Raw genomic sequence first — 19818 nt, 5'->3', positions numbered from 1 at the left:
GTCGGGCTATCGGAACAGAATCCGGCGCACGGGACCGCGGGCGAGCGCGGGCACCAGTTTCAGCGCCTCCTCGGCGGCTTCGTTCAGACCCGAGGCGCGGCTCTCGCGTTCGCGGTGCAGCGCGTCGGCCAGCAGGGCCGACTGCTCGGGCGCCAACTGCCCGAAGGATTCCGGTGGTTCGTCCCGCAGCTCCTTGCTGAGCTGCTCCCGCGCTTCGGTGCTCATAGGGCCTCCCATGACCGGGTACGGCTCCCGAGACTGGTGCGAAATTGACTAATAGTCAATAGAGCCGGATCCGGAAGGCGCGCTACCGCACAACCGCACGTAATCTTGTGCGAATGAAACGCGCAGGCCTCCTCCTTCTCGCCGTCGCCCCGGTCGCCACGGTCGCCGTGTACCTCCTCGGCGGGGACTCGGACAGCGATGCCCCCGGAGCCGACGGGAAAGGGACCAGCACCCAGCGGCCCTACGACCGGGACAAGTCGGCGGCCGAGATCAAGGCCGACGACGAGCTGATCGCGGACCTCCCCCCGGGCCTCGCGGCGCCCGCCAAGAAGGAGCTGGCCTCGCAGTTGATCGCCAGCGCGGAGAACTCCACGCTGAACTGGCGCGGGCAGTACGGCTACATCGAGGACATCGACGACGGGCACGGCTACACCGCCGGGATCATCGGCTTCTGCACCGGCACGCACGACCTGCTCACCCTCGTCGAGCGGTACACGAAGGACCACCCGGACAACGGCCTGGCCCGCTATCTGCCCGCCCTGCGCAAGGTCGACGGCACCGACTCGCACGAGGGCCTCGACCCCGGCTTCACCAAGGCCTGGAAGGCGGAGGCCGACGAGCCCGGCTTCCGCAAGGCCCAGAACAGCGCGCGCGACCGCATCTACTTCGACCCGGCGGTCCGCCTCGCCAAGCTCGACGGGCTCGGCACGCTGGGGCAGTTCATCTACTACGACGCGATGGTGCTGCACGGCCCCGGCACCGGACCGCGCGGCTTCTACGGCCTGCGCGAGGCGGCCCTGAAGGAGGCGGACACGCCCGCGCAGGGCGGCAAGGAGAAGGCGTACCTCGACATCTTCCTGGACATCCGCCGCTCGGCGATGAAGTCCGAGAAGGCGCACCGCGACACGACGCGCGTGGACACGGCGCAGCGCCAGTTTCTCTACGACGGCAATCTGAGCCTGAAGACGCCGCTGACCTGGAAGGTGTACGGGGAGACGTTCAGGGTTCCGTAGTTCCGCGGCCCTGAACGCCCCCCCGCCGGGAGAGGGGATCAGCCCTTGACGGCGCCCGCCGCCAGGCCCGAGCCCAGCTTCCGGTGCACGATCACGAAGAAGATCATCACCGGCACGGTGACCAGCGTGGAGCTGGCCATGACCGGGCCCCAGGCCGTGGAGTTCTCACCGAAGAACTGGTAGATGCCCACGGCGGCGGTGTACTTGTCGCTGCCCTTCATGAACGTGTACGCGAAGACGAACTCGTTCCACGCCGTGATGAAGGCGAAGATCGAGGTCGCGACGAGTCCGGGCGCCACCAGCGGAAGCAGCACCGACCGGAACATCCGGAACCAGGACGCCCCGTCGATGTACGCGGCCTCCTCGACCTCCTTGGGCACGGTCTGGACGAAGCCGCGCAGGGTCCAGATCGCGAAGGGCAGCGAGAGCGCGACGTAGACGATCGTCAGGCCGAGCAGCGAGTTGAGCATGTCGTAGTCCCGCATCTGGATGAAGAGCGGGATGACGAGCGCCTCCAGCGGCACCATCTGCACTATCAGGACCATGATCAGTACGGAGGTGCGGAACCGGAACTTGAAGCGGGCCACCGCGATCGCCGCGAAGAGCGAGAGCACCCCGGCGGCGAGGATCGTGCCGAAGCCGACGATCGCCGAGTTCAACAGGTACGTGCCGAAGTTGCCCTTCTCGAACACATAGGTGAAGTGCTCGAAGCTGAGGCCGCTCGGCAGCACGTCCGAACCGCGGGTGACCGCCTTCGGGTCGAGCGCCGTGGAGATCATCCAGTACACGGGGAAGAGCGCGAAGACCAGCAGGGCGATGACCCCGACGGGCAGCCCGATGCGTGCGGCGAGTGTGGTGCGACGGACGCTCACAGGTCCTCCTCCCCCTGCCGGAACAGCGTGCGGATGTAGACAACCGTGATGGCCAGGAGCAGCAGGGTCAGCAGTACCGCGGCCGCCGCGCCCGTGCCGTAGTCGTTCTTGGCGAAGGCCTGGATGTAGGAGAAGACGCCGAGGTTGTAGACCTCTTCGTTGGCGCCGTCGCCGCCCGGCATCAGATAGATCTGGGTGAAGACCTTGAAGTCCCAGATGGTGGAGAGGATGGTCACGACGAGGAAGACGGGCTTGATCGTCGGCACCGTGATCCTCCAGAACCGCTGCCAGGCGTTGGCGCCGTCCAGCTCGCCCGCCTCGTAGAGCTCCTTGGGAATCGTCATCAGGCCGGCGAGGACGGTGATGGCGACGAACGGGAAGCCGTGGTGGACGACGTTCAGGGTCGCGATCGCGTAGAACGGCCCGCGCTCGGTGAACCAGTTGGTGGTCTCGGGATCGATGAGCCCCATCGAGCCCGCGATCTGGCTGACCATGCCGTCCTGCGGCTGGAAGAGCCAGATCCAGACGTACGTGCCGGTGACGGCGGGCATCGCCCAGGCCGCGAGGACGGCGATGGAGCAGATGAGCCGCCAGGCCGGGCCGAGGCGGTTGAGGAGCAGAGCGACGAGCGTGCCGAGGGCGACGGTGAGGCCGACGCAGGCGATCGCGAAGAACGCCGTGTTGGGCAGGACCGTCTTCCACAGGAGTGCACTGCCGAGCAGGTCGGTGTAGTGGTCGAATCCCGTGTACGTGCCCACTCCGCCGCCGAACTTGACGGCGTAGTCCTGCATGGAGAGCTTGCCGACCTGGATCAGCGGCCAGAGGAGCAGGCCCGCGAGGACCAGGAGGGAGGGTGCGAGGAGCAGCCACGGCCGGGTGAGGCCGATCAGCTTCTTCTTGCGGAGGGCCGTTTCGTGTTCCGGACGGGGGGCGGGGCGACGGGCCTTCGTTTCTTTGGGCCCGTCGCCGATCAGCGTGTCTTTCACGGTGCCGGCTCGCCCTTGCCTACTTGTCCTTGGCGAAGATCGCGTCCATGTCCTTGGCGGCCTTGTCCGCCGCTTCCTGGACGGAGGACTTCCCGGTCAGGATGGACTGCACCATGCCGGGGATGACCTTCGATGCCTGGATCTCGCCGTACGCCTTGGTCTTGGGGACGGTCGCGCCGGCCTCCAGCATCTGCTTGGCGAACGGCTCGACCAGCGGGTCCTTCTTCGCCTCGATCTTCTTCAGCTCGGAGTTCTGGCCCGGGAAGTAGTTGGTCTCCTCGGCCCACTTGGCCGCGAAGTCACCCGTGGTCAGCATCTTCACGAACTCCCAGGCGAGGTCCTTCTTGTCCGTGTTGAACGTGGACAGGTAGGAGCCGCCGAGGAAGGACTTGCTCATGCCGCCGGTCTGGCCGGGGATCGGCACGGCGCCGAGCTTTCCCTTGAGGTCGGGGTTGGCCTCGACGATGGCCTTCGGGGTCCAGTTGCCGTTGACGGACATGGCGACCTGGCCCTTGCCCCAGGCGTCGCCGACCTCCTTCTCCGTCCAGGTGTTGACCTTGGCCGGGGAGACCTTGTCCTTGGTGGCGAGGCCCGTGTAGAACTCGATGCCCTTCACGGCCTCGGGCGAGTTGATGCCGGACTTCCACTTGCCGCCCTGCTCGGTGGCGAGTTCGCCTCCGGCGCCCCAGATGAAGGGGGTGGCGTACATTTCGGCGCCGCCCGCGACCGGGAAGGGGATCATCCCGGGCTCCTTGTCCTTCAGCGTCTTCGCCGTGGACTGGAGCTCCTTCCAGGTGGTCGGGGCCTTCAGCTTGTGCTTCTCGAAGATGTCCTTGCGGTACACGATGCCGCGCACGCCCGCGTACCAGGGCATGCCGTACTGCTTGCCGTCGAGCGTGCCCGCGTCCTTGAGGCCCTCGACGAGGTCGCCGCCCAGGCCCGACTTCTTGACGTCGTCGGTCACGTCGACGAGGGCGCCGGTCTCGGCGAACTGCGGCACCCAGGTCGTACCGACCTCGGCCACGTCCGGGACCTGGTCCTCGCCGCCCTCGATGGCGGTGGTGAACTTCTTCTGCGCGGTGGCCCACTGCTGGTACTCGACGTGGATCTTGGCGCCGGTCTTCTTCTGGAACGCCTTCCCGGCCTCCTTGAAGAAGGGCCTGGCGTCGGGGTTGGTCCCCTCCATGATCCATACGGTGAGGGTCTTGCCCTTGCCGTCGGTCGCCTTGTCGCCGCTGTCGCTCCCGTCATCGCTGCCGCATGCCGTCGCGGTCAGTCCGAGCGTCATGGCGATACCTGCCGCGATGACCCGTCGCTTCATACCGGCCCCCTCATGGGTACGTGCTGTAACTGCGCCGATCCGTTGTGGGAGCGATTGTGGTCACAGGGGCTCGGTGCGGTCTAGACCCATTCGGCTAAGCGGGGCCGAAACGTGATTTGCGTTGCAAGCAATGCGCGTTGCGCACACTGCAACGCAGGGATGCCCCGCCACCACGGCCCGGAAACGCCACGACGCCCGCCCAGGTCCGGTCGGGGACGAGGCGGGCGTCGCATCAGTTCCGTACGCCGTTGTACGGGACGTATGAGGGGTTGTGCTGGAATCAGACCATCAGAGATCGGTCCGTGGGGCGAATCGGCGACGGGAGGTCACTCGCACCGGTGAGGAAACGGTCCACGCCCCGCGCGGCCGAGCGGCCCTCGGCGATCGCCCAGACGATGAGCGACTGACCGCGGCCGGCGTCACCGGCGACGAACACGCCGGGGACGTTCGTCTGGAACTCCGCGTCGCGCGCGACGTTGCCGCGCTCGTCGAGGTCCAGGGAGAACTGGTCCACCAGACCGTTCTCGCGGTCCGTGCCCGTGAAGCCCATGGCGAGGGTGACCAGCTGGGCCGGAATCTTGCGCTCCGTGCCCGGCTTCGGGGTCAGCTTGCCGTCGATGAACTCGACCTCGGTGAGGTGCAGGAACTGGACGTTCCCGTCCTCGTCGCCCTCGAAGTGGGTGGTCGAGACGGCGTAGACCCGCTCGCCGCCCTCCTCGTGGGCGGAGGTCACCTTGTAGAGCATGGGGAAGGTCGGCCACGGCTGGTTGGCGCTGCGCTCCTCGCCCGGCCGCGGCATGATCTCCAGCTGCGTCACGGAGGCCGCGCCCTGGCGGTGGGCGGTGCCCACGCAGTCCGCGCCGGTGTCGCCGCCGCCGATGACCACGACGTGCTTGCCCTCGGCGGTGATGGGGGGCGCCACGAAGTCGCCCTCCTGGACCTTGTTGGCGAGCGGCAGGTACTCCATGGCGAAGTGGATGCCGTTCAGCTCACGGCCCGGCACCGGCAGGTCGCGGGAGATGGTGGCGCCCGCGGCGATGACCACCGCGTCGTGCCGCTTGCGCAGCTTCACCGCGTCGATGTCGCGGCCGATCTCCACGCCCGTACGGAACTTGGTGCCCTCCGCGCGCATCTGCTCGATGCGGCGGTTGATGTGGCGCTTCTCCATCTTGAACTCGGGGATGCCGTAGCGCAGGAGGCCGCCGATGCGGTCGGCACGCTCGTACACGACGACCGTGTGACCGGCCCGCGTCAGCTGCTGGGCGGCGGCCAGACCCGCCGGGCCCGAGCCGATGACGGCGACGGTCTTGCCGGAGAGCCGGTCGGGCGCCTGGGGCAGCACGTCGTTGGCGTCCCACGCCTTGTCGATGATCGAGACTTCGACGTTCTTGATGGTGACGGCCGGCTGGTTGATGCCGAGCACACACGCCGACTCACAGGGCGCCGGGCAGAGACGCCCGGTGAACTCCGGGAAGTTGTTCGTGGCGTGCAGTCGCTCGGAGGCGGCCGACCAGTCCTCGCGGTACGCGAAGTCGTTCCACTCCGGGATCAGGTTGCCCAGCGGACAGCCCTGGTGGCAGAACGGGATACCGCAGTCCATGCAGCGCGACGCCTGCTTGGAGATGATCGGGAGGAGCGAGCCGGGAACGTAGACCTCGTTCCAGTCCTGGACGCGCTCACCGACCGGGCGGGTCTGCGCGACCTCGCGGCCATGGTTCAGAAAGCCCTTGGGATCAGCCATTGGTCGCCGCCTCCATCATCTTCTCGGTGATCTCGGTCTCGGAGAGACCGGCTCGCTCGGCGGCGTCCTTGGCGGCGAGCACTGCCTTGTACGTGCTGGGGATGATCCTGCTGAAGCGCTCCACGGCGGTGTCCCACTCGGTGAGCAGCTTCTCGGCGACGGTCGAGCCGGTCTCCTCCTGGTGGCGGCGCACGACGTCGTGCAGCCACGTCCTGTCGGAGTCGTCCAGGGCCTCGACGGCGCCCAGGTTGCCGGGGTTGACGTTGTCCCGGTCCAGGTCGATGACGTACGCGATGCCGCCCGACATGCCGGCCGCGAAGTTGCGGCCCGTCTCGCCGAGGACCACCGCGTGGCCACCGGTCATGTACTCGCAGCCGTGGTCGCCCACGCCCTCGGACACGACCGTCGCACCGGAGTTACGGACGCAGAAGCGCTCGCCGGTACGGCCACGGAGGAACAGCTCGCCACCCGTGGCGCCGTACGCGATGGTGTTGCCCGCGATCGTCGAGTACTCGGCGAGGTGGTCGGCGCCGCGGTCCGGGCGGACGATGATCCGCCCGCCGGAGAGGCCCTTGCCGACGTAGTCGTTGGCGTCGCCCTCCAGGCGCAGGGTCACGCCGCGCGGCACGAACGCGCCGAACGACTGGCCCGCCGAGCCGGTGAACGTGATGTCGATGGTGTCGTCGGGCAGGCCCGCGCCACCGAACTTCTTCGTCACCTCGTGGCCGAGCATGGTGCCGACCGTGCGGTTGATGTTGCGGATCGCGACCTGTGCGCGGACCGGCTGGGCGTCGGTCGCGCCGGACGCGGAGAGCGCGTCGGCGGCGAGCTTGATCAGCTCGTTGTCGAGCGCCTTCTCCAGACCGTGGTCCTGGACCGCGATCTGGTGGCGCGCGGCGCCGCCGGGCAGCGACGGCACGTGGAAGAGGGGCTCCAGGTCGAGGCCCTGCGCCTTCCAGTGCTTCACGGCGCGCTCGGTGTCGAGGAGCTCGGCGTGGCCGACGGCCTCCTCGATGGTGCGGAAGCCGAGCTCGGCGAGGATCTCGCGGACCTCTTCGGCGATGAACTCGAAGAAGTTGACGATGTACTCGGCCTTGCCGGAGAACCGCTCGCGCAGCGCCGGGTTCTGCGTGGCGATGCCGACCGGGCAGGTGTCCAGGTGGCAGACGCGCATCATGACGCAGCCGGAGACGACGAGCGGCGCGGTCGCGAAACCGAACTCCTCGGCGCCGAGCAGCGCGGCGATGACGACGTCACGGCCGGTCTTGAGCTGACCGTCCGTCTGGACCACGATGCGGTCGCGCAGGCCGTTGAGCAGCAGCGTCTGCTGGGTCTCGGCGAGGCCGAGCTCCCAGGGACCGCCCGCGTGCTTGAGGGAGGTGAGCGGCGAGGCGCCCGTACCGCCGTCGTGGCCGGAGATGAGGACCACGTCGGCGTGGGCCTTGGAGACACCCGCGGCGACCGTGCCGACGCCGACCTCGGAGACCAGCTTCACGTGAATCCGCGCCTGCGGGTTCGCGTTCTTCAGGTCGTGGATCAGCTGGGCCAGGTCCTCGATGGAGTAGATGTCGTGGTGCGGCGGCGGGGAGATCAGGCCCACGCCCGGCGTCGAGTGACGCGTCTTGGCGACCCACGGGTAGACCTTGTGGCCGGGGAGCTGGCCGCCCTCGCCGGGCTTGGCGCCCTGCGCCATCTTGATCTGGATGTCGTCCGCGTTGACCAGGTACTCCGAGGTCACACCGAAGCGGCCGGAGGCGACCTGCTTGATGGACGAGCGGCGTGCCGGGTCGTACAGACGGTCGGCGTCCTCGCCGCCCTCACCGGTGTTGGACTTGCCGCCCAGCTGGTTCATGGCGATGGCGAGCGTCTCGTGCGCCTCGCGGGAGATCGAGCCGTACGACATGGCGCCGGTCGAGAACCGCTTGACGATGTCGGCGGCCGACTCGACCTCGTCGATGGAGATCGAGGGGCGGTCCGACTTCAGGTTGAACAGGCCGCGCAGCGTCATGAGGCGCTCGGACTGCTCGTTCACGCGGTCCGTGTACTTCTTGAAGATGTCGTAGCGGCGGTTGCGCGTGGAGTGCTGCAGGCGGAAGACCGTCTCCGGGTCGAAGAGGTGCGGCTCGCCCTCGCGGCGCCACTGGTACTCACCGCCTATGTCCAGCGCGCGGTGCGCGGAGGCCACGCCGGAGACCGGGTACGCCTTGGCGTGCCGGGCGGCGACCTCCTGGGCGACGACGTCGATACCGACTCCACCGATCTTGGACGTCGTGCCGACGAAGTACTTCGCGACGAAGTTCTCCTGGAGGCCGACGGCCTCGAAGACCTGCGCGCCGCGGTAGGAGGCGACGGTCGAGATGCCCATCTTGGACATGACCTTCAGGACGCCCTTGCCGAGCGCGTAGATCAGGTTCCGGATGGCCTGCTCGGCTTCGATGCCGGGCAGGAATGTACCCGCACGGACCAGGTCCTCGACGGACTCCATCGCGAGGTACGGGTTGACCGCGGCGGCGCCGTAGCCGATGAGGAGGGCCACGTGGTGGACCTCGCGGACGTCGCCCGCCTCGACGAGCAGGCCCACCTGGGTGCGCTGCTTCGTACGGATGAGGTGGTGGTGGACGGCCGCGGTGAGCAGCAGCGAGGGGATCGGCGCGTGCTCGGCGTCGGAGTGCCGGTCGGAGAGCACGATCAGGCGGGCGCCGGCCTCTATGGCGGCGTCGGCCTCGGCGCAGATCTCCTCGATGCGGGCGGCGAGGGCGTCGCCGCCGCCGCTGACGCGGTAGAGACCGGAGAGGGTCGCGGCCGTCATGCCGGGCATGTCGCCGTCGGCGTTGATGTGGATGAGCTTGGCGAGCTCGTCGTTGTCGATCACCGGGAAGGGCAGCGTGACGCTGCGACAGGTCGCGGCGGTCGGCTCCAGGATGTTGCCCTGCGGGCCCAGCGAGGAATGCAGCGAGGTGACGAGCTCTTCGCGGATGGCGTCCAGCGGCGGGTTGGTGACCTGCGCGAACAGCTGCGTGAAGTAGTCGAAGATCAGCCGCGGGCGCTCGGAGAGGGCCGCGATCGGAGTGTCCGTGCCCATGGAGCCGAGCGGCTCGCCGCCGGTCTTGGCCATCGGCGCGAGGATGACGCGCAGCTCTTCCTCGGTGTAGCCGAAGGTCTGCTGGCGGCGCGTGACGGAGGCGTGCGTGTGCACGATGTGCTCGCGCTCGGGCAGGTCGGAGAGCTCGATCTCGCCCGCTTCCAGCCACTCCTGGTACGGGTTCTCGGCGGCGAGGGCGGCCTTGATCTCGTCGTCCTCGACGATGCGGTGCTCGGCGGTGTCCACGAGGAACATCCGGCCGGGCTGCAGCCGGCCCTTCTTGACGACCTTGGCGGGGTCGATGTCCAGAACGCCGACCTCGGAGCCGAGGACGACGAGGCCGTCGTCGGTGACCCAGTAGCGGCCGGGACGCAGACCGTTGCGGTCGAGAACGGCACCGACCTGGACGCCGTCGGTGAAGGTGACACAGGCCGGGCCGTCCCAGGGCTCCATCATCGTGGAGTGGTACTGGTAGAAGGCGCGGCGGGCCGGGTCCATCGAGCCGTGGTTCTCCCACGCCTCGGGGATCATCATCAGGACCGAGTGCGGAAGCGAACGTCCACCGAGGTGGAGGAGTTCGAGCACCTCGTCGAAGGACGCCGAGTCGGACGCGTCCGGCGTGCAGATCGGGAACACCCGGTCGAGCTTGTCCGTGCTGTCCTCACCGGCGGAGGCGAACAGGTCGGAGGCGAGCTGCGACTCACGCGCCCGCATCCAGTTCCGGTTGCCCTTGACCGTGTTGATCTCGCCGTTGTGCGCGACGAAGCGGTACGGGTGTGCGAGCGGCCAGCTCGGGAACGTGTTCGTGGAGAAGCGCGAGTGGACGAGCGCGACGGCCGTGGCGAAACGGCGGTCGGACAGGTCGGGGAAGAACGGCTCCAGCTGGCCGGTGGTCAGCATGCCCTTGTAGACGATGGTCCGGGCGGAGAGCGACGGGAAGTAGGTCCCGGCCTCACGCTCGGCGCGCTTGCGCAGCACGAAGGCCTTGCGGTCGAGCGCGACGCCGGAGCTCTCGCCGTCGGCCACGAAGATCTGCCGGAAGACCGGCATCGTCGAGCGAGCGGTGGAGCCGAGCAGCTCGGGGGCGACGGGGACGTCGCGCCAGCCGAGGACCGTCAGGCCCTCCTCCGAAGCGATCGTCTCGATCTGTGAGACGGCTCCGTCGGTCGTGCCCGCGGTGTCGACCGGCAGGAAGGCGATGCCGACGGCGTACGCGCCGGCCTCGGGAAGCGCGAAGTCGGAGACCTCGCGAAGGAAGGCGTCCGGCACCTGAAGCAGGATGCCGGCGCCGTCACCGGAGTCCGGCTCGGAACCGGTGGCACCGCGGTGTTCGAGATTGCGCAATACGGTCAGCGCCTGTTCGACCAGCTCATGGCTGGCTACACCGGTGAGGGTGGCCACGAACCCGACACCACAGGCGTCGTGCTCGTTACGGGGGTCGTACATGCCCTGGGGGGCGGGGCGACCGTCCATGGGCGACCAGGCGTGCGTACGCATTGGCTCTCCCGTCGTCGTCGTGGCATATGCAATAAGCGAGGGACGACGTTGGCCCAGGCAAAATTTCGTGCAGGTTACATGATGGAACGCTTCTCGAAAAGCGGATAGCTCATTCCACCATGTGGACACCGCTCATACCCGTGGAGAGCGGTAGGGAGGGGACCCATGCGGACAGATCAATGACCGAAGGCCCGAGCGCGGCACAGGCCTCATTGCCCGCAGCGCTTACGGCTCATGCCCGGTGGTTAAGGATTCGAAACCGCCGAGTAACGGCTACTTATGCAGAGTCCCGCATAGGACTGCAAGCGTTCATCCTACGGCGGTACCGAACAAGCTGCCCAGGGCGTACGTCACACCAGCCGCCGCCCCGCCGAGCGCGAGCTGCCTCAGTCCGCTGAACCACCAGGACCGCGCGGTCACCTTCGCCACTACGGCACCGCAGCCGAAGAGCCCGATCAGCGCGAGCAGCAGCGCGGGCCAGAACGTGTCGGCACCGAGCAGGTACGGCAGGACGGGGAGCAGGGCGCCAAGCGCGAAGGCGCCGAAGGAGGAGACCGCGGCGACGAGCGGGGAGGGCAGATCGCCGGGATCGATGCCCAGCTCCTCGCGCGCGTGGATCTCCAGGGCCTGCTCGGGGTCCTTGGACAGCTGCTTGGCGACCTCACGGGCGAGGCCGGGCTCGACGCCACGCGACTCGTACAGCTCGGCGAGCTCCTTCTCCTCGTCCGCGGGGTGCTTGCGCAACTCGCGCCGCTCCACGTCGAGTTCGGCCTCCACGAGCTCACGCTGCGAAGCCACGGAGGTGTACTCACCGGCCGCCATGGAGAAGGCACCGGCGGCGAGACCGACCAAGCCCGTCACGACGATGGTCCGCTGCGAGACGGCCCCGCCGGCGACACCGGTCATCAGGGCCAGGTTGGACACCAGGCCGTCCATCGCACCGAAGACGGCGGGGCGCAGCCAGCCGCCGTTGACGTCGCGGTGGGTGTGGTTGTCGCGGTGTGCCTCGTGCAGTGCCGCTTCGGTCTCGATGATCGCCATGATGGGCCCCCTCAGTACTTGGACGATCTCGAAAGTACGCGCGAAAAAACGCTCTCGCCAGCAAGGAAGGCCGTACTTACCTGCGCTTGCGCGCATGTGAACGGGGGTTCCTCGAACCGGTGACCGCATGCGTCCTGAGGGGTGACGTCGGCGGTGCGGATGCTCGCGTCAGGGGTGCCGCGTGGCAGGGATACAGCCACACGTCTCGGCACCAGGGAGGCACAGCATGACGGGCTTGACCGGTGTGACAGGAGTGACCGGCGCGATCGGCTTGAGAGAGCGGGCGCGTGGCGCCCTTCTCGGCCTCGCGGTCGGCGACGCGCTGGGCGCGCCCGCCGAGAACATGAAGCCGTCGGAGATCCGCCGCCGCTGGGGACGCATCACCGGTTACGTCGCCGAGCATCCCTCGGGCACGGACGACACCGAGTACGCGATCTTCTCGGGGCTGCTGCTCGCACGGCACGGCTCGGCGCTGACCGTCGCGCATGTCGAGGCGGCCTGGCACGAGTGGATCGCCGACCTCGACGAGGGCCCCTTCCGGGGCGCGGGCTTCAGCGAACGCGGCACCCTGGAGAACCTGCGCCGCGGCCTCGCGGCGCCCATCTCGGCGCAGCACCGGCACGCGTGGAGCGACGGCCTCGCGATGCGGGCCGCGCCATTCGGGGTCTTCGCCGCGGGGCGGCCCGCCGAAGCGGCCCGGCTCGTCGCGATCGACGGCTCGGTCAGCCATGACGGCGAGGGAATCTACGGCGGGCAGGCGGTGGCCGCGGGGGTTTCGGCGGCGATGGGCGGGGCGCCGGTGGACTCCGTGGTGGCCGCTGCCCTGGCCGTCATCCCGGAGGACTGCTGGACGTCGCGTTCGCTGCGGCGGGCGGTGGCGGTGGCCCACCGGGGCGAGCGCGCGGTGCGCTCCGCGGTGGTGATCGGCGGCTATCCCTGGACCGACCTCGCCCCCGAGGCGGTGGGGCTCGCCTTCGGGGCGTACGCGGCGGCCTCCGGCCGGTTCCCCGACGCGGTGCTGACCGCCGTGAACATGGGGCGGGACGCGGATACGACTGCCGCTGTGGCCGGGGCATTGTCCGGCGCGTCCTGTGGGGCTTCGGCGATTCCCCCGCCGTGGGCGGCGGCGATCGGCCCTGCGCGGGGCAGCTGTCTCCCTTCCATGCGGGGTCACCATGTGCTGGATGTCGCGGAGTTGCTTGTTTCTGACCGGGGGGTCTCGTGAGCGCGAACGAGCCCGCCGCTTCGCGGCGGATTTCTCCCGCCCACCCACCCGTTCACCCCGCAGCGGCTCCCGCTGCCGGACCCGCTGTGGGCAGGCGTTCCGCAGGGGGAGGGTGGGCAGGGTGGGCACAGCCCTTGATGCCGGGTGCCAGTCAAAGCGAGGCGCCCGGGTCCCGCATCGAGGGGCTCCTCCTCGGCCTCGCCGCAGGCGACGCCGCAGGATGGCCCGCTGCCAGGCACCGCGCCGCCCGCATGCCCGAGTGGACCCGCAGGCTGACCCGCGAGCTGGACACCTTCGCCGAGCAGAACGCCACCACCACCCTCCCCGTACCCATCGCGCTGAACCAGCCCCCGGAACCCCTGCGCCTGGGCCCCTCCGACGACGCCGAATGGGCCGCCTTCGCCGCCGAGTCGCTGCTCCGCGCGGCGGACGGGACCCTCGACGCCCGGCTGTCCCCGGACCGCCGGGTCCGCGCGGCCCTCGACCTCGCCTGGAACACCCTCGCCAGCGAGATCGCCGCGGCGGCGGCCCGCGCCCCCGAGGTCGAGTCCGCGGTACTCCCCCTGCGCGCCCGCATCTCCGTGCGCGCGGGCCTCGGCAACCTCGCCACCGGCCTGCGCCCGCCCGCCACCGGCCACGACAACCCCCACTTCTTCGACGACGCCGCCTGCGTACGCGCCTGCGTGCTTGCTCTGGTGCATCCGGGCGACCCCGAACAGGCCGCCGCCCTGGCCGAGTTCGACGCCCGCTACACCCAGGACGGCGACGGCGTGCACGGCGCCCGCGCGATGGCCGCGGCGATCGCGGCGGCGCTCGGCGGCGCGGACGTCGACGCGACCGTGGACGCCGCTCTCGCCCAGCTCCCGGAGCACACCGAGATCGGCCGCAACGCCTGGCACGCCGTCAAGCTCGCCCGCACCCAGCCGGAGGACGGCGCCTTCGGTCTCGTCCCGCTCCTGGAGCACCAGATCGTCGACCACGTCTACAGCTACGGCATCGCCGCCGCCGAGACCGTCCCGGTCGCCCTCGCCCTGACCACCGCGGCCCGCGGCCGTATCCGTGACGCGGTGCCCGCCGCCGCCTGCCTCTCCCGGGTCGCCGACTCCGCCCCCGCCCTGGCCGGGGCGCTGACCGGGGCGCTCGGCACGGCCACCGCCGTCCCCGAGGCCTGGCGCGACGCCTGCCGCACCCTCTCCGGCTGCGCGCTCCCCCGTCTCGCGGGCACCGACCTGGTGGAACTCGCCGGGCATCTCGCAGCCACGGAACTGAGCGCTCCGGGAGGACAATTCCGACATGACGTCACCAACGCCCCGGGGCCTCGCCACTGAGCTGCTCCCCACCGACCTGCCCCTCTCCGAGCGCATCACCGCCTGCCTGGTCGGAGCGGCCGTCGGAGACGCACTCGGCGGTCCCGTCGAGGGCTACTCCCCCGAGCAGATCGTCGAACGGCACGGCGGTCGCGTACACGGCATCGTCGGCCCCTGGAACGGCGACCAGTGGCGCACCGCCCGCCCGATCGCGCCCTACCACAAGGGCGACGGACACGTCACCGACGACACCCTGATGACGCACGCGCTGATCCGCGTGTACGCCACCGTCCGCGACCACTTGGACGCCTACGCGGTCGCCGACCACCTGGTCCCCGACCTCATGACGAACCCCCGCTGGATCCCGGAACTGGAGACGGAGGCCATTCCGCTGCACCGCGTCTTCCTCGCCGAGAAGTGGATCGTCGCCCGCATCCACTACGGCCACGTCGACCCGCGCGAGGCGGGCACCGGAAACATCGTCAACTGCGGTGCCTCGATGTACATGGCACCGGTCGGCCTGGTCAACGCGGCGAACCCGGCGGCCGCGTACGCCGAGGCCCTGGACATCGCGGGCGCGCACCAGTCGTCGTACGGGCGTGAGGCCGCCGGAGTCTTCGCGGCGGCGGTGGCGGCGGCCTGCGCGCCGGGCGCGACACCGACCTCGGTGATCGACACCGCCCTGTCCCTCGCGAAGGACGGAACGCGCGCCGCGATCGAGTCGGCGGCCGAAGTGGCCGCGCACCACCGGGACTTCGAGTCGGCACTGGCCCCCCTGCGCACCGCCGTCATCCCCTTCGACACGGTCGGCCAGGACTACCGCGCCCCGTCCCTCGGCGCCCGCCGCCCCTCCCGTCTGCACTCCATCGAGGAGCTCCCGATCGCGCTCGGCATGCTCCTGGTGGGCGACGGCGACTACCGCCATACGGTGCTCGGCTCGGTCAACTACGGCCGTGACTGCGACTCCATCGCGACGATGAGCGGTGCGATCGCCGGCGCCCTGGGGTCGGGCGCCCCGCCCGAGTGGTCGAAGACGGTCGCGGAGGCGAGCCGTCTGGACCTGCACGCCCCCGCGGCTACGCTCACGGAGGTCACCCGGGAGATCTTCACCCGCGACGTGCGGCGCCGCCGCGCCCACGAGTCGGCGTACGCCGCCCTCACGGCCACCCCGTGATCCGCCTCACCTGGGTCCAGCCGGAGGACCTGGTGGGCCACGAGCTGCGCCAGGCGGAGGAGGAGGGCAAGGACGCGCGGGCGATCCGGTCCCGCTGGCTGGCGGCGGGCGGCCACCTGGCGCCCGCCAGAGCGGGCGCGTCCCCGGCCCCGCCCTCTCCGGAGCTACGGGCCTTCGCGGAAGAGCTGCTGACGGAGCTGTCCCAGCTCCCCCCGTTGTGGGCCGCACCGGAGAACAGAGCCCCGCGGCAGGCGGTTTCGGGAAGGAGCGGGATCGGGGAAAGAAGGGCCCTGCGCCACCGCCTGCACGCCGCCTGGCTGGGCAGGGCAGCGGGCTGCCTCCTGGGCAAACCAGTGGAAAAGCTCCCGCTGGAAGGCATCAGGAGTCTCGCCAAAGCCACCGGCAACTGGCCCCTGACCACGTGGTTCACGGCGAAGGGCCTCCCCCCGGAGCTCGCCACGGCCTATCCCTGGAACAAGCGCTCCGCGCCCACCTCCCTCGCCGAGAACATCGACGGCATGCCCGAGGACGACGACCTCAACTACCCCCTCCTCAACCTCCGTCTCCTCCAGCGCCACGGCAGGGACTTCACCACCGCGGACGTGGCGAGGCTCTGGCTGGACGAGCTGCCCGCCGCCCGCACCTTCACCGCCGAACGCATCGCCTACCGCAACCTCCTCGGCGGCATCGAGCCCCCGCACACCGCCACCCACCACAACCCCTTCCGCGAATGGATCGGCGCCCTGATCCGCGCCGACGTCCACGGCTGGACCCACCCCGGCGCCCCCGCGGCGGCAGCCGACAGCGCGTACCGCGACGCGTGCCTCACCCACACCGCCAACGGCGTGTACGGCGCGATGTTCGCGGCGGCCACCATCTCCGAGGCGGCGGCAGGCACCGGAGACGTCCACCACTGCCTGCGCGCGGGCCTCACCGTCGTACCGCCGGACTCACGTCTGTCCCGCGCGGTTCGCCACGGCATCCAACTCGCATCGGGGGAAAGGGACTTCGACCGGGTCGTGGACACCCTGCACGCCGCCTACGGCCACCACCACTGGGTGCACGTCATCCCCAACGCCGCCCTCCTGGCCGCCTCCCTCACCCACGCCGACGGCGACTTCACCGGCTCCATCACGCGCGCCGTCTCCGGCGGCTGGGACACCGACTCGAACGGCGCGACCGCGGGGTCGATCGCGGGTCTGCTCGCGGGCCACCCGGACGCGCTGCCCGACCGCTGGACGTCCCCGCTCAAGAACCGCCTCGCCAGCTCCGTCCCGGGCTTCGACGGCACCGGCTTCGACACCCTCGCCGACCTCACCACCGAACTCGCCACCGCACTCGCCCAGGAGAGACCCCACCCATGACCCACATCGCCGTGCTCGGCAGCACGAACATGGACCTCGTCGCGTACGTCGCCAAGGCACCGCAGCGCGGGGAGACCATCACCGGGCGCGAGTTCCGTACGCTCCCCGGCGGCAAGGGCGCCAACCAGGCCGTCGCCGCGGCCCGCGCGGGCGCCGACGCCGTGTCGATGATCGGCGCGGTCGGCGCCGACGCTTTCGGCGCCCAACTGCGCAGCGCACTCGAACACTCCGGGGTCGACACCGACCTCCTGCGCACCGTCGACACCGCGACCACCGGCACCGCGCACATCGTGGTCGACGACGAGGGCGGCAACGCCATCGTCGTCATCCCCGGCGCCAACGCCACGCTCACCGCGCTCGCCCCCGGCGACGAGGGCCTGATCGCCTCCGCCGACACCCTGCTGCTCCAGCTGGAGATCCCCGTCGAGGGGGTGCTCGCCGCCGCGCGGGCCGCCCGCAGGCACGGCGTGCGCACCGTCCTCACACCTGCGCCCGCCCAGCCGCTGCCTCCCGAACTCCTCGACGCCATCGACTTGTTGGTGCCGAACGAGCACGAGGCGGCCACCCTCACCGGCCTGACCGACCCGCACGCCGCCGCCCGCTCGCTCCTCTCCCAGGTCCCCGAGGTCGTCGTCACGCTCGGCTCGCGCGGCAGCCTGTACGCGGCCCGGGACGCCGAGCCGGTCATGGTGGCGGCCCCGCACGTCACCGCCGTCGACACGACCGGCGCCGGCGACACCTTCGTCGGCACCCTCGCGGTGGCGCTGGCCGAAGGCGGAACCGTGCCGGACGCGCTCGCGTGGGCGTCGTCCGCCGCCGCGCTCTCCGTCCAGCGCCCGGGGGCGTCGGCGTCCATGCCGTTCCGCTCCGAGATCGACACCCAGACGAACGGCGGCGCGTCATGACGTCACCCCTCGGCGGCCTGCGCGTCCTCGATCTTGCGACGCTCTTCGCGGGCCCGCTCGCCGCCACGATGCTCGGCGACTTCGGCGCGGAGGTCATCAAGGTCGAGCACCCGCGCAAGCCCGACCCGTCCCGTGGGCACGGCCCGTCGAAGGACGGCGTCGGACTCTGGTGGAAGCTCCTGGGCCGCAACAAACGCACGATGACCCTCGACCTCTCCACTCCCGGCGGTCGCGAGACCCTCCTGCGGCTGGCCGCGACGGCGGACGTGATCGTCGAGAACTTCCGTCCGGGCACCCTGGAGAAGTGGGACCTGGGCTGGGAGGAGCTGAGCGAGGCGAACCCGCGTCTCGTCCTTACCCGCGTCACGGGCTTCGGCCAGTTCGGCCCGTACTCCCGCCGCCCCGGCTTCGGCACCCTCGCGGAGGCGATGAGCGGCTTCGCCGCGATCACCGGCGAGCCGGACGGGCCGCCGACCCTGCCGCCCTTCGGCCTCGCCGACTCGATCGCGGGCCTGGCGACGGCGTACGCGGTGATGACGGCGCTCGCGGCCCGTGACCGGACCGGCAGGGGCCAGGTGGTGGACATGGCGATCATCGAGCCGATCCTCACGGTCCTTGGCCCGCAGCCCACCTGGTACGACCAGCTCGGCCACGTCCAGCCCCGCACGGGCAACCGCTCCACGAACAACGCGCCCCGCAACACCTACCGCACCGCGGACGGCAGTTGGGTCGCCGTCTCCACTTCGGCCCAGTCGATCGCGGAGCGCGTGATGCGCCTGGTGGGCCGATCGGAGCTGATCTCCGAACCCTGGTTCGCGACGGGCGCGGAGCGCGCGGCCCACGCGGACGAGCTCGACGGCGCCGTCGGCGGCTGGATCGCCCTGCACACCCGCGCCGAGGTGATCGAGGCCTTCGAGAAGGCGGAGGCGGCGGTCGCCCCCATCCAGGACGTACGGGACGTGATGACCGATCCCCAGTACGCCGCTCTGGACACCGTCACCACCGTCGACGACCCGGAGCTCGGCCCGCTGCGCATGCAGAACGTCCTCTTCCGCCTCTCGGAGACCCCGGGCTCGATCGACTGGGCGGGCCGCCCGCATGGAGCGGACACGGCGGAGGTTCTGACCGAACTGGGCCTGACGGAAGGGGAGATCGCGGACCTGCGCGAGGAGGGCGCGCTGTGAAAGACACGCCCTTGACCTGGTTGTACGCGCCCGGCGACCGGCCGGCCGTGGTGGCGAAGGCGCTGCTCGCGGGCGCCGACGCCGTCATCGTCGACCTGGAGGACGCGGTCGGCCCGGACCGCAAGGAGTACGCGCGAGCGGCGACGGCCGAACTGCTCTCCGAGACTCCCGCCGTCCCGGTCCACGTCCGCGTGAACGCCCTGGACGGTCCCTTGGCCGATGCCGACCTCGGGGCGATCGCGCACCTGCCCGGCGTCTCCGGTCTTCGCCTGCCCAAGGTGACCTGCCCCACCGACGTCGTCCGTGTCGCGGAGCGGTCGGCGCCCGCGGACGGCGGCGCCCCCGCCCTGCACGCCCTCATCGAATCGGCCCTCGGCCTGGAGCACGCCTTCGCCATCGCCACCGCGCACCCGGCCCTGCACGGGCTCTCCCTCGGCGAGGCGGACCTCCGCGCGGACCTGGGGGTACGTGACGACGCGGGCCTCGACTGGTCCCGTGCGCGGGTGGTGGTGGCCGCCAGGGCCGCGGGCCTGGCACCGCCCGCGCAGTCCGTGTACACCGACATCCGTGACCTGCGGGGCCTGGCGGCGTCCTGCGCGCACGGCCGCTCCCTGGGCTTCCTGGGCCGCGCCGCGATCCACCCCCGCCAGCTCCCCGCCATCGAGCGGGCCTATCTGCCCACGCCGGAGGAGATCGACCACGCCGAGCAGGTCGTCAAGGCGTCCACCACACAGGAGGGCGCCCTGGCACTCCCGGACGGCACGTTCGTGGACAAGGCCGTGGTGGAGGGCGCGCGGCGGGTCCTGGACCTGGCGCGGCGGCGCCTCTAGCCGTTCATGGCGATGGGGCCGCCGGATCGGTGATCCGGCGGCCCCATCGGC

The 19818-nt window shown here is 70.6% G+C and carries 15 protein-coding genes; 8 read left to right on the top strand and 7 right to left on the bottom strand.

The window, feature by feature from the left end; genetic code table 11:
* Window positions 1-6: 6 nt before the first annotated feature.
* Entirely contained in the window at window positions 7-225 is a 219-nt protein-coding gene (locus OG302_RS30670; RefSeq protein ID WP_371529730.1) for a hypothetical protein, read from the bottom strand.
* A gap of 113 nt (window positions 226-338) precedes the next feature.
* Between OG302_RS30670 and OG302_RS30665 the strand changes: the two genes are divergently transcribed.
* The gene (locus OG302_RS30665; protein ID WP_371529729.1) at window positions 339-1238 is read left to right on the top strand and encodes a chitosanase; all 900 of its coding nucleotides are present in this window, start codon (window positions 339-341) and stop codon (window positions 1236-1238) included.
* A gap of 38 nt (window positions 1239-1276) precedes the next feature.
* On the opposite strand, the gene OG302_RS30660 is transcribed toward OG302_RS30665, so the two are convergent.
* From OG302_RS30660 to OG302_RS30635, 6 genes are all read right to left on the bottom strand, one after another.
* Window positions 1277-2110 (bottom strand): carbohydrate ABC transporter permease, encoded by an 834-nt coding sequence (locus tag OG302_RS30660; RefSeq protein ID WP_371529728.1) that lies wholly within the window; start codon window positions 2108-2110, stop codon window positions 1277-1279.
* Window positions 2107-3096 carry a carbohydrate ABC transporter permease gene (locus OG302_RS30655; RefSeq protein WP_371529727.1) on the bottom strand — a complete coding sequence of 330 codons (990 nt, stop codon included), beginning with the start codon at window positions 3094-3096 and terminating at the stop codon, window positions 2107-2109. The genes OG302_RS30660 and OG302_RS30655 overlap by 4 nt, the downstream gene beginning before the upstream one ends.
* A 19-nt stretch (window positions 3097-3115) precedes the next feature.
* Window positions 3116-4417 carry a sugar ABC transporter substrate-binding protein gene (locus OG302_RS30650; RefSeq protein ID WP_371529726.1) on the bottom strand — a complete coding sequence of 434 codons (1302 nt, stop codon included), beginning with the start codon at window positions 4415-4417 and terminating at the stop codon, window positions 3116-3118.
* A gap of 280 nt (window positions 4418-4697) precedes the next feature.
* The gene (locus OG302_RS30645) at window positions 4698-6158 is read right to left on the bottom strand and encodes a glutamate synthase subunit beta (RefSeq protein ID WP_371529725.1); all 1461 of its coding nucleotides are present in this window, start codon (window positions 6156-6158) and stop codon (window positions 4698-4700) included.
* Window positions 6151-10737, bottom strand: a complete 4587-nt coding sequence (gene gltB / locus OG302_RS30640) for a glutamate synthase large subunit (RefSeq protein WP_371529724.1) — start codon at window positions 10735-10737, stop codon at window positions 6151-6153. Before gltB ends, OG302_RS30645 begins: the two co-directional genes overlap by 8 nt.
* 309 nt (window positions 10738-11046) lie before the next feature.
* Window positions 11047-11778: a VIT1/CCC1 transporter family protein gene (locus OG302_RS30635; protein ID WP_371529723.1), complete on the bottom strand. Its 732-nt coding sequence runs from the start codon at window positions 11776-11778 to the stop codon at window positions 11047-11049.
* Window positions 11779-12004: 226 nt separating this feature from the next.
* On the opposite strand from OG302_RS30635, the gene OG302_RS30630 reads away from it, so the two are divergent.
* From OG302_RS30630 to OG302_RS30600, 7 genes are all read left to right on the top strand, one after another.
* Entirely contained in the window at window positions 12005-13003 is a 999-nt protein-coding gene (locus OG302_RS30630; RefSeq protein WP_371529722.1) for an ADP-ribosylglycohydrolase family protein, read from the top strand.
* Window positions 13004-13140: 137 nt separating this feature from the next.
* The gene (locus OG302_RS30625; protein ID WP_371529721.1) at window positions 13141-14331 is read left to right on the top strand and encodes an ADP-ribosylglycohydrolase family protein; all 1191 of its coding nucleotides are present in this window, start codon (window positions 13141-13143) and stop codon (window positions 14329-14331) included.
* Window positions 14297-15484 carry an ADP-ribosylglycohydrolase family protein gene (locus tag OG302_RS30620; protein ID WP_371529720.1) on the top strand — a complete coding sequence of 396 codons (1188 nt, stop codon included), beginning with the start codon at window positions 14297-14299 and terminating at the stop codon, window positions 15482-15484. Before OG302_RS30625 ends, OG302_RS30620 begins: the two co-directional genes overlap by 35 nt.
* The gene (locus OG302_RS30615) at window positions 15481-16848 is read left to right on the top strand and encodes an ADP-ribosylglycohydrolase family protein (RefSeq protein WP_371529719.1); all 1368 of its coding nucleotides are present in this window, start codon (window positions 15481-15483) and stop codon (window positions 16846-16848) included. The genes OG302_RS30620 and OG302_RS30615 overlap by 4 nt, the downstream gene beginning before the upstream one ends.
* Window positions 16845-17753, top strand: a complete 909-nt coding sequence (rbsK, locus tag OG302_RS30610; RefSeq protein WP_371529718.1) for a ribokinase — start codon at window positions 16845-16847, stop codon at window positions 17751-17753. The genes OG302_RS30615 and rbsK overlap by 4 nt, the downstream gene beginning before the upstream one ends.
* Window positions 17750-18937 carry a CaiB/BaiF CoA transferase family protein gene (locus tag OG302_RS30605; protein ID WP_371529717.1) on the top strand — a complete coding sequence of 396 codons (1188 nt, stop codon included), beginning with the start codon at window positions 17750-17752 and terminating at the stop codon, window positions 18935-18937. The genes rbsK and OG302_RS30605 overlap by 4 nt, the downstream gene beginning before the upstream one ends.
* Window positions 18934-19767 (top strand): CoA ester lyase, encoded by an 834-nt coding sequence (locus OG302_RS30600; RefSeq protein ID WP_371529716.1) that lies wholly within the window; start codon window positions 18934-18936, stop codon window positions 19765-19767. Before OG302_RS30605 ends, OG302_RS30600 begins: the two co-directional genes overlap by 4 nt.
* Window positions 19768-19818: the final 51 nt, after the last annotated feature.

The organism is Streptomyces sp. NBC_01283, from assembly GCF_041435335.1.
Taxonomy (GTDB): Bacteria; Actinomycetota; Actinomycetes; order Streptomycetales; family Streptomycetaceae; genus Streptomyces.
Note: the sequence above shows the minus strand (reverse complement) of the source record. Positions and strands in the feature narration are given on the sequence as shown.

Bases quoted from the DNA above. Each gene is read 5' to 3' on its own strand.
- OG302_RS30670 (WP_371529730.1), bottom strand. From the start codon at position 225: ATGAGCACCGAAGCGCGGGAGCAGCTCAGCAAGGAGCTGCGGGACGAA.
- OG302_RS30665 (WP_371529729.1), top strand. From the start codon at position 339: ATGAAACGCGCAGGCCTCCTCCTTCTCGCCGTCGCCCCGGTCGCCACG.
- OG302_RS30650 (WP_371529726.1), bottom strand. From the start codon at position 4,417: ATGAAGCGACGGGTCATCGCGGCAGGTATCGCCATGACGCTCGGACTG.
- OG302_RS30645 (WP_371529725.1), bottom strand. From the start codon at position 6,158: ATGGCTGATCCCAAGGGCTTTCTGAACCATGGCCGCGAGGTCGCGCAG.
- gltB (WP_371529724.1), bottom strand. From the start codon at position 10,737: ATGCGTACGCACGCCTGGTCGCCCATGGACGGTCGCCCCGCCCCCCAG.
- OG302_RS30635 (WP_371529723.1), bottom strand. From the start codon at position 11,778: ATGGCGATCATCGAGACCGAAGCGGCACTGCACGAGGCACACCGCGAC.
- OG302_RS30630 (WP_371529722.1), top strand. From the start codon at position 12,005: ATGACGGGCTTGACCGGTGTGACAGGAGTGACCGGCGCGATCGGCTTG.
- OG302_RS30625 (WP_371529721.1), top strand. From the start codon at position 13,141: ATGCCGGGTGCCAGTCAAAGCGAGGCGCCCGGGTCCCGCATCGAGGGG.
- OG302_RS30620 (WP_371529720.1), top strand. From the start codon at position 14,297: ATGACGTCACCAACGCCCCGGGGCCTCGCCACTGAGCTGCTCCCCACC.
- rbsK (WP_371529718.1), top strand. From the start codon at position 16,845: ATGACCCACATCGCCGTGCTCGGCAGCACGAACATGGACCTCGTCGCG.
- OG302_RS30605 (WP_371529717.1), top strand. From the start codon at position 17,750: ATGACGTCACCCCTCGGCGGCCTGCGCGTCCTCGATCTTGCGACGCTC.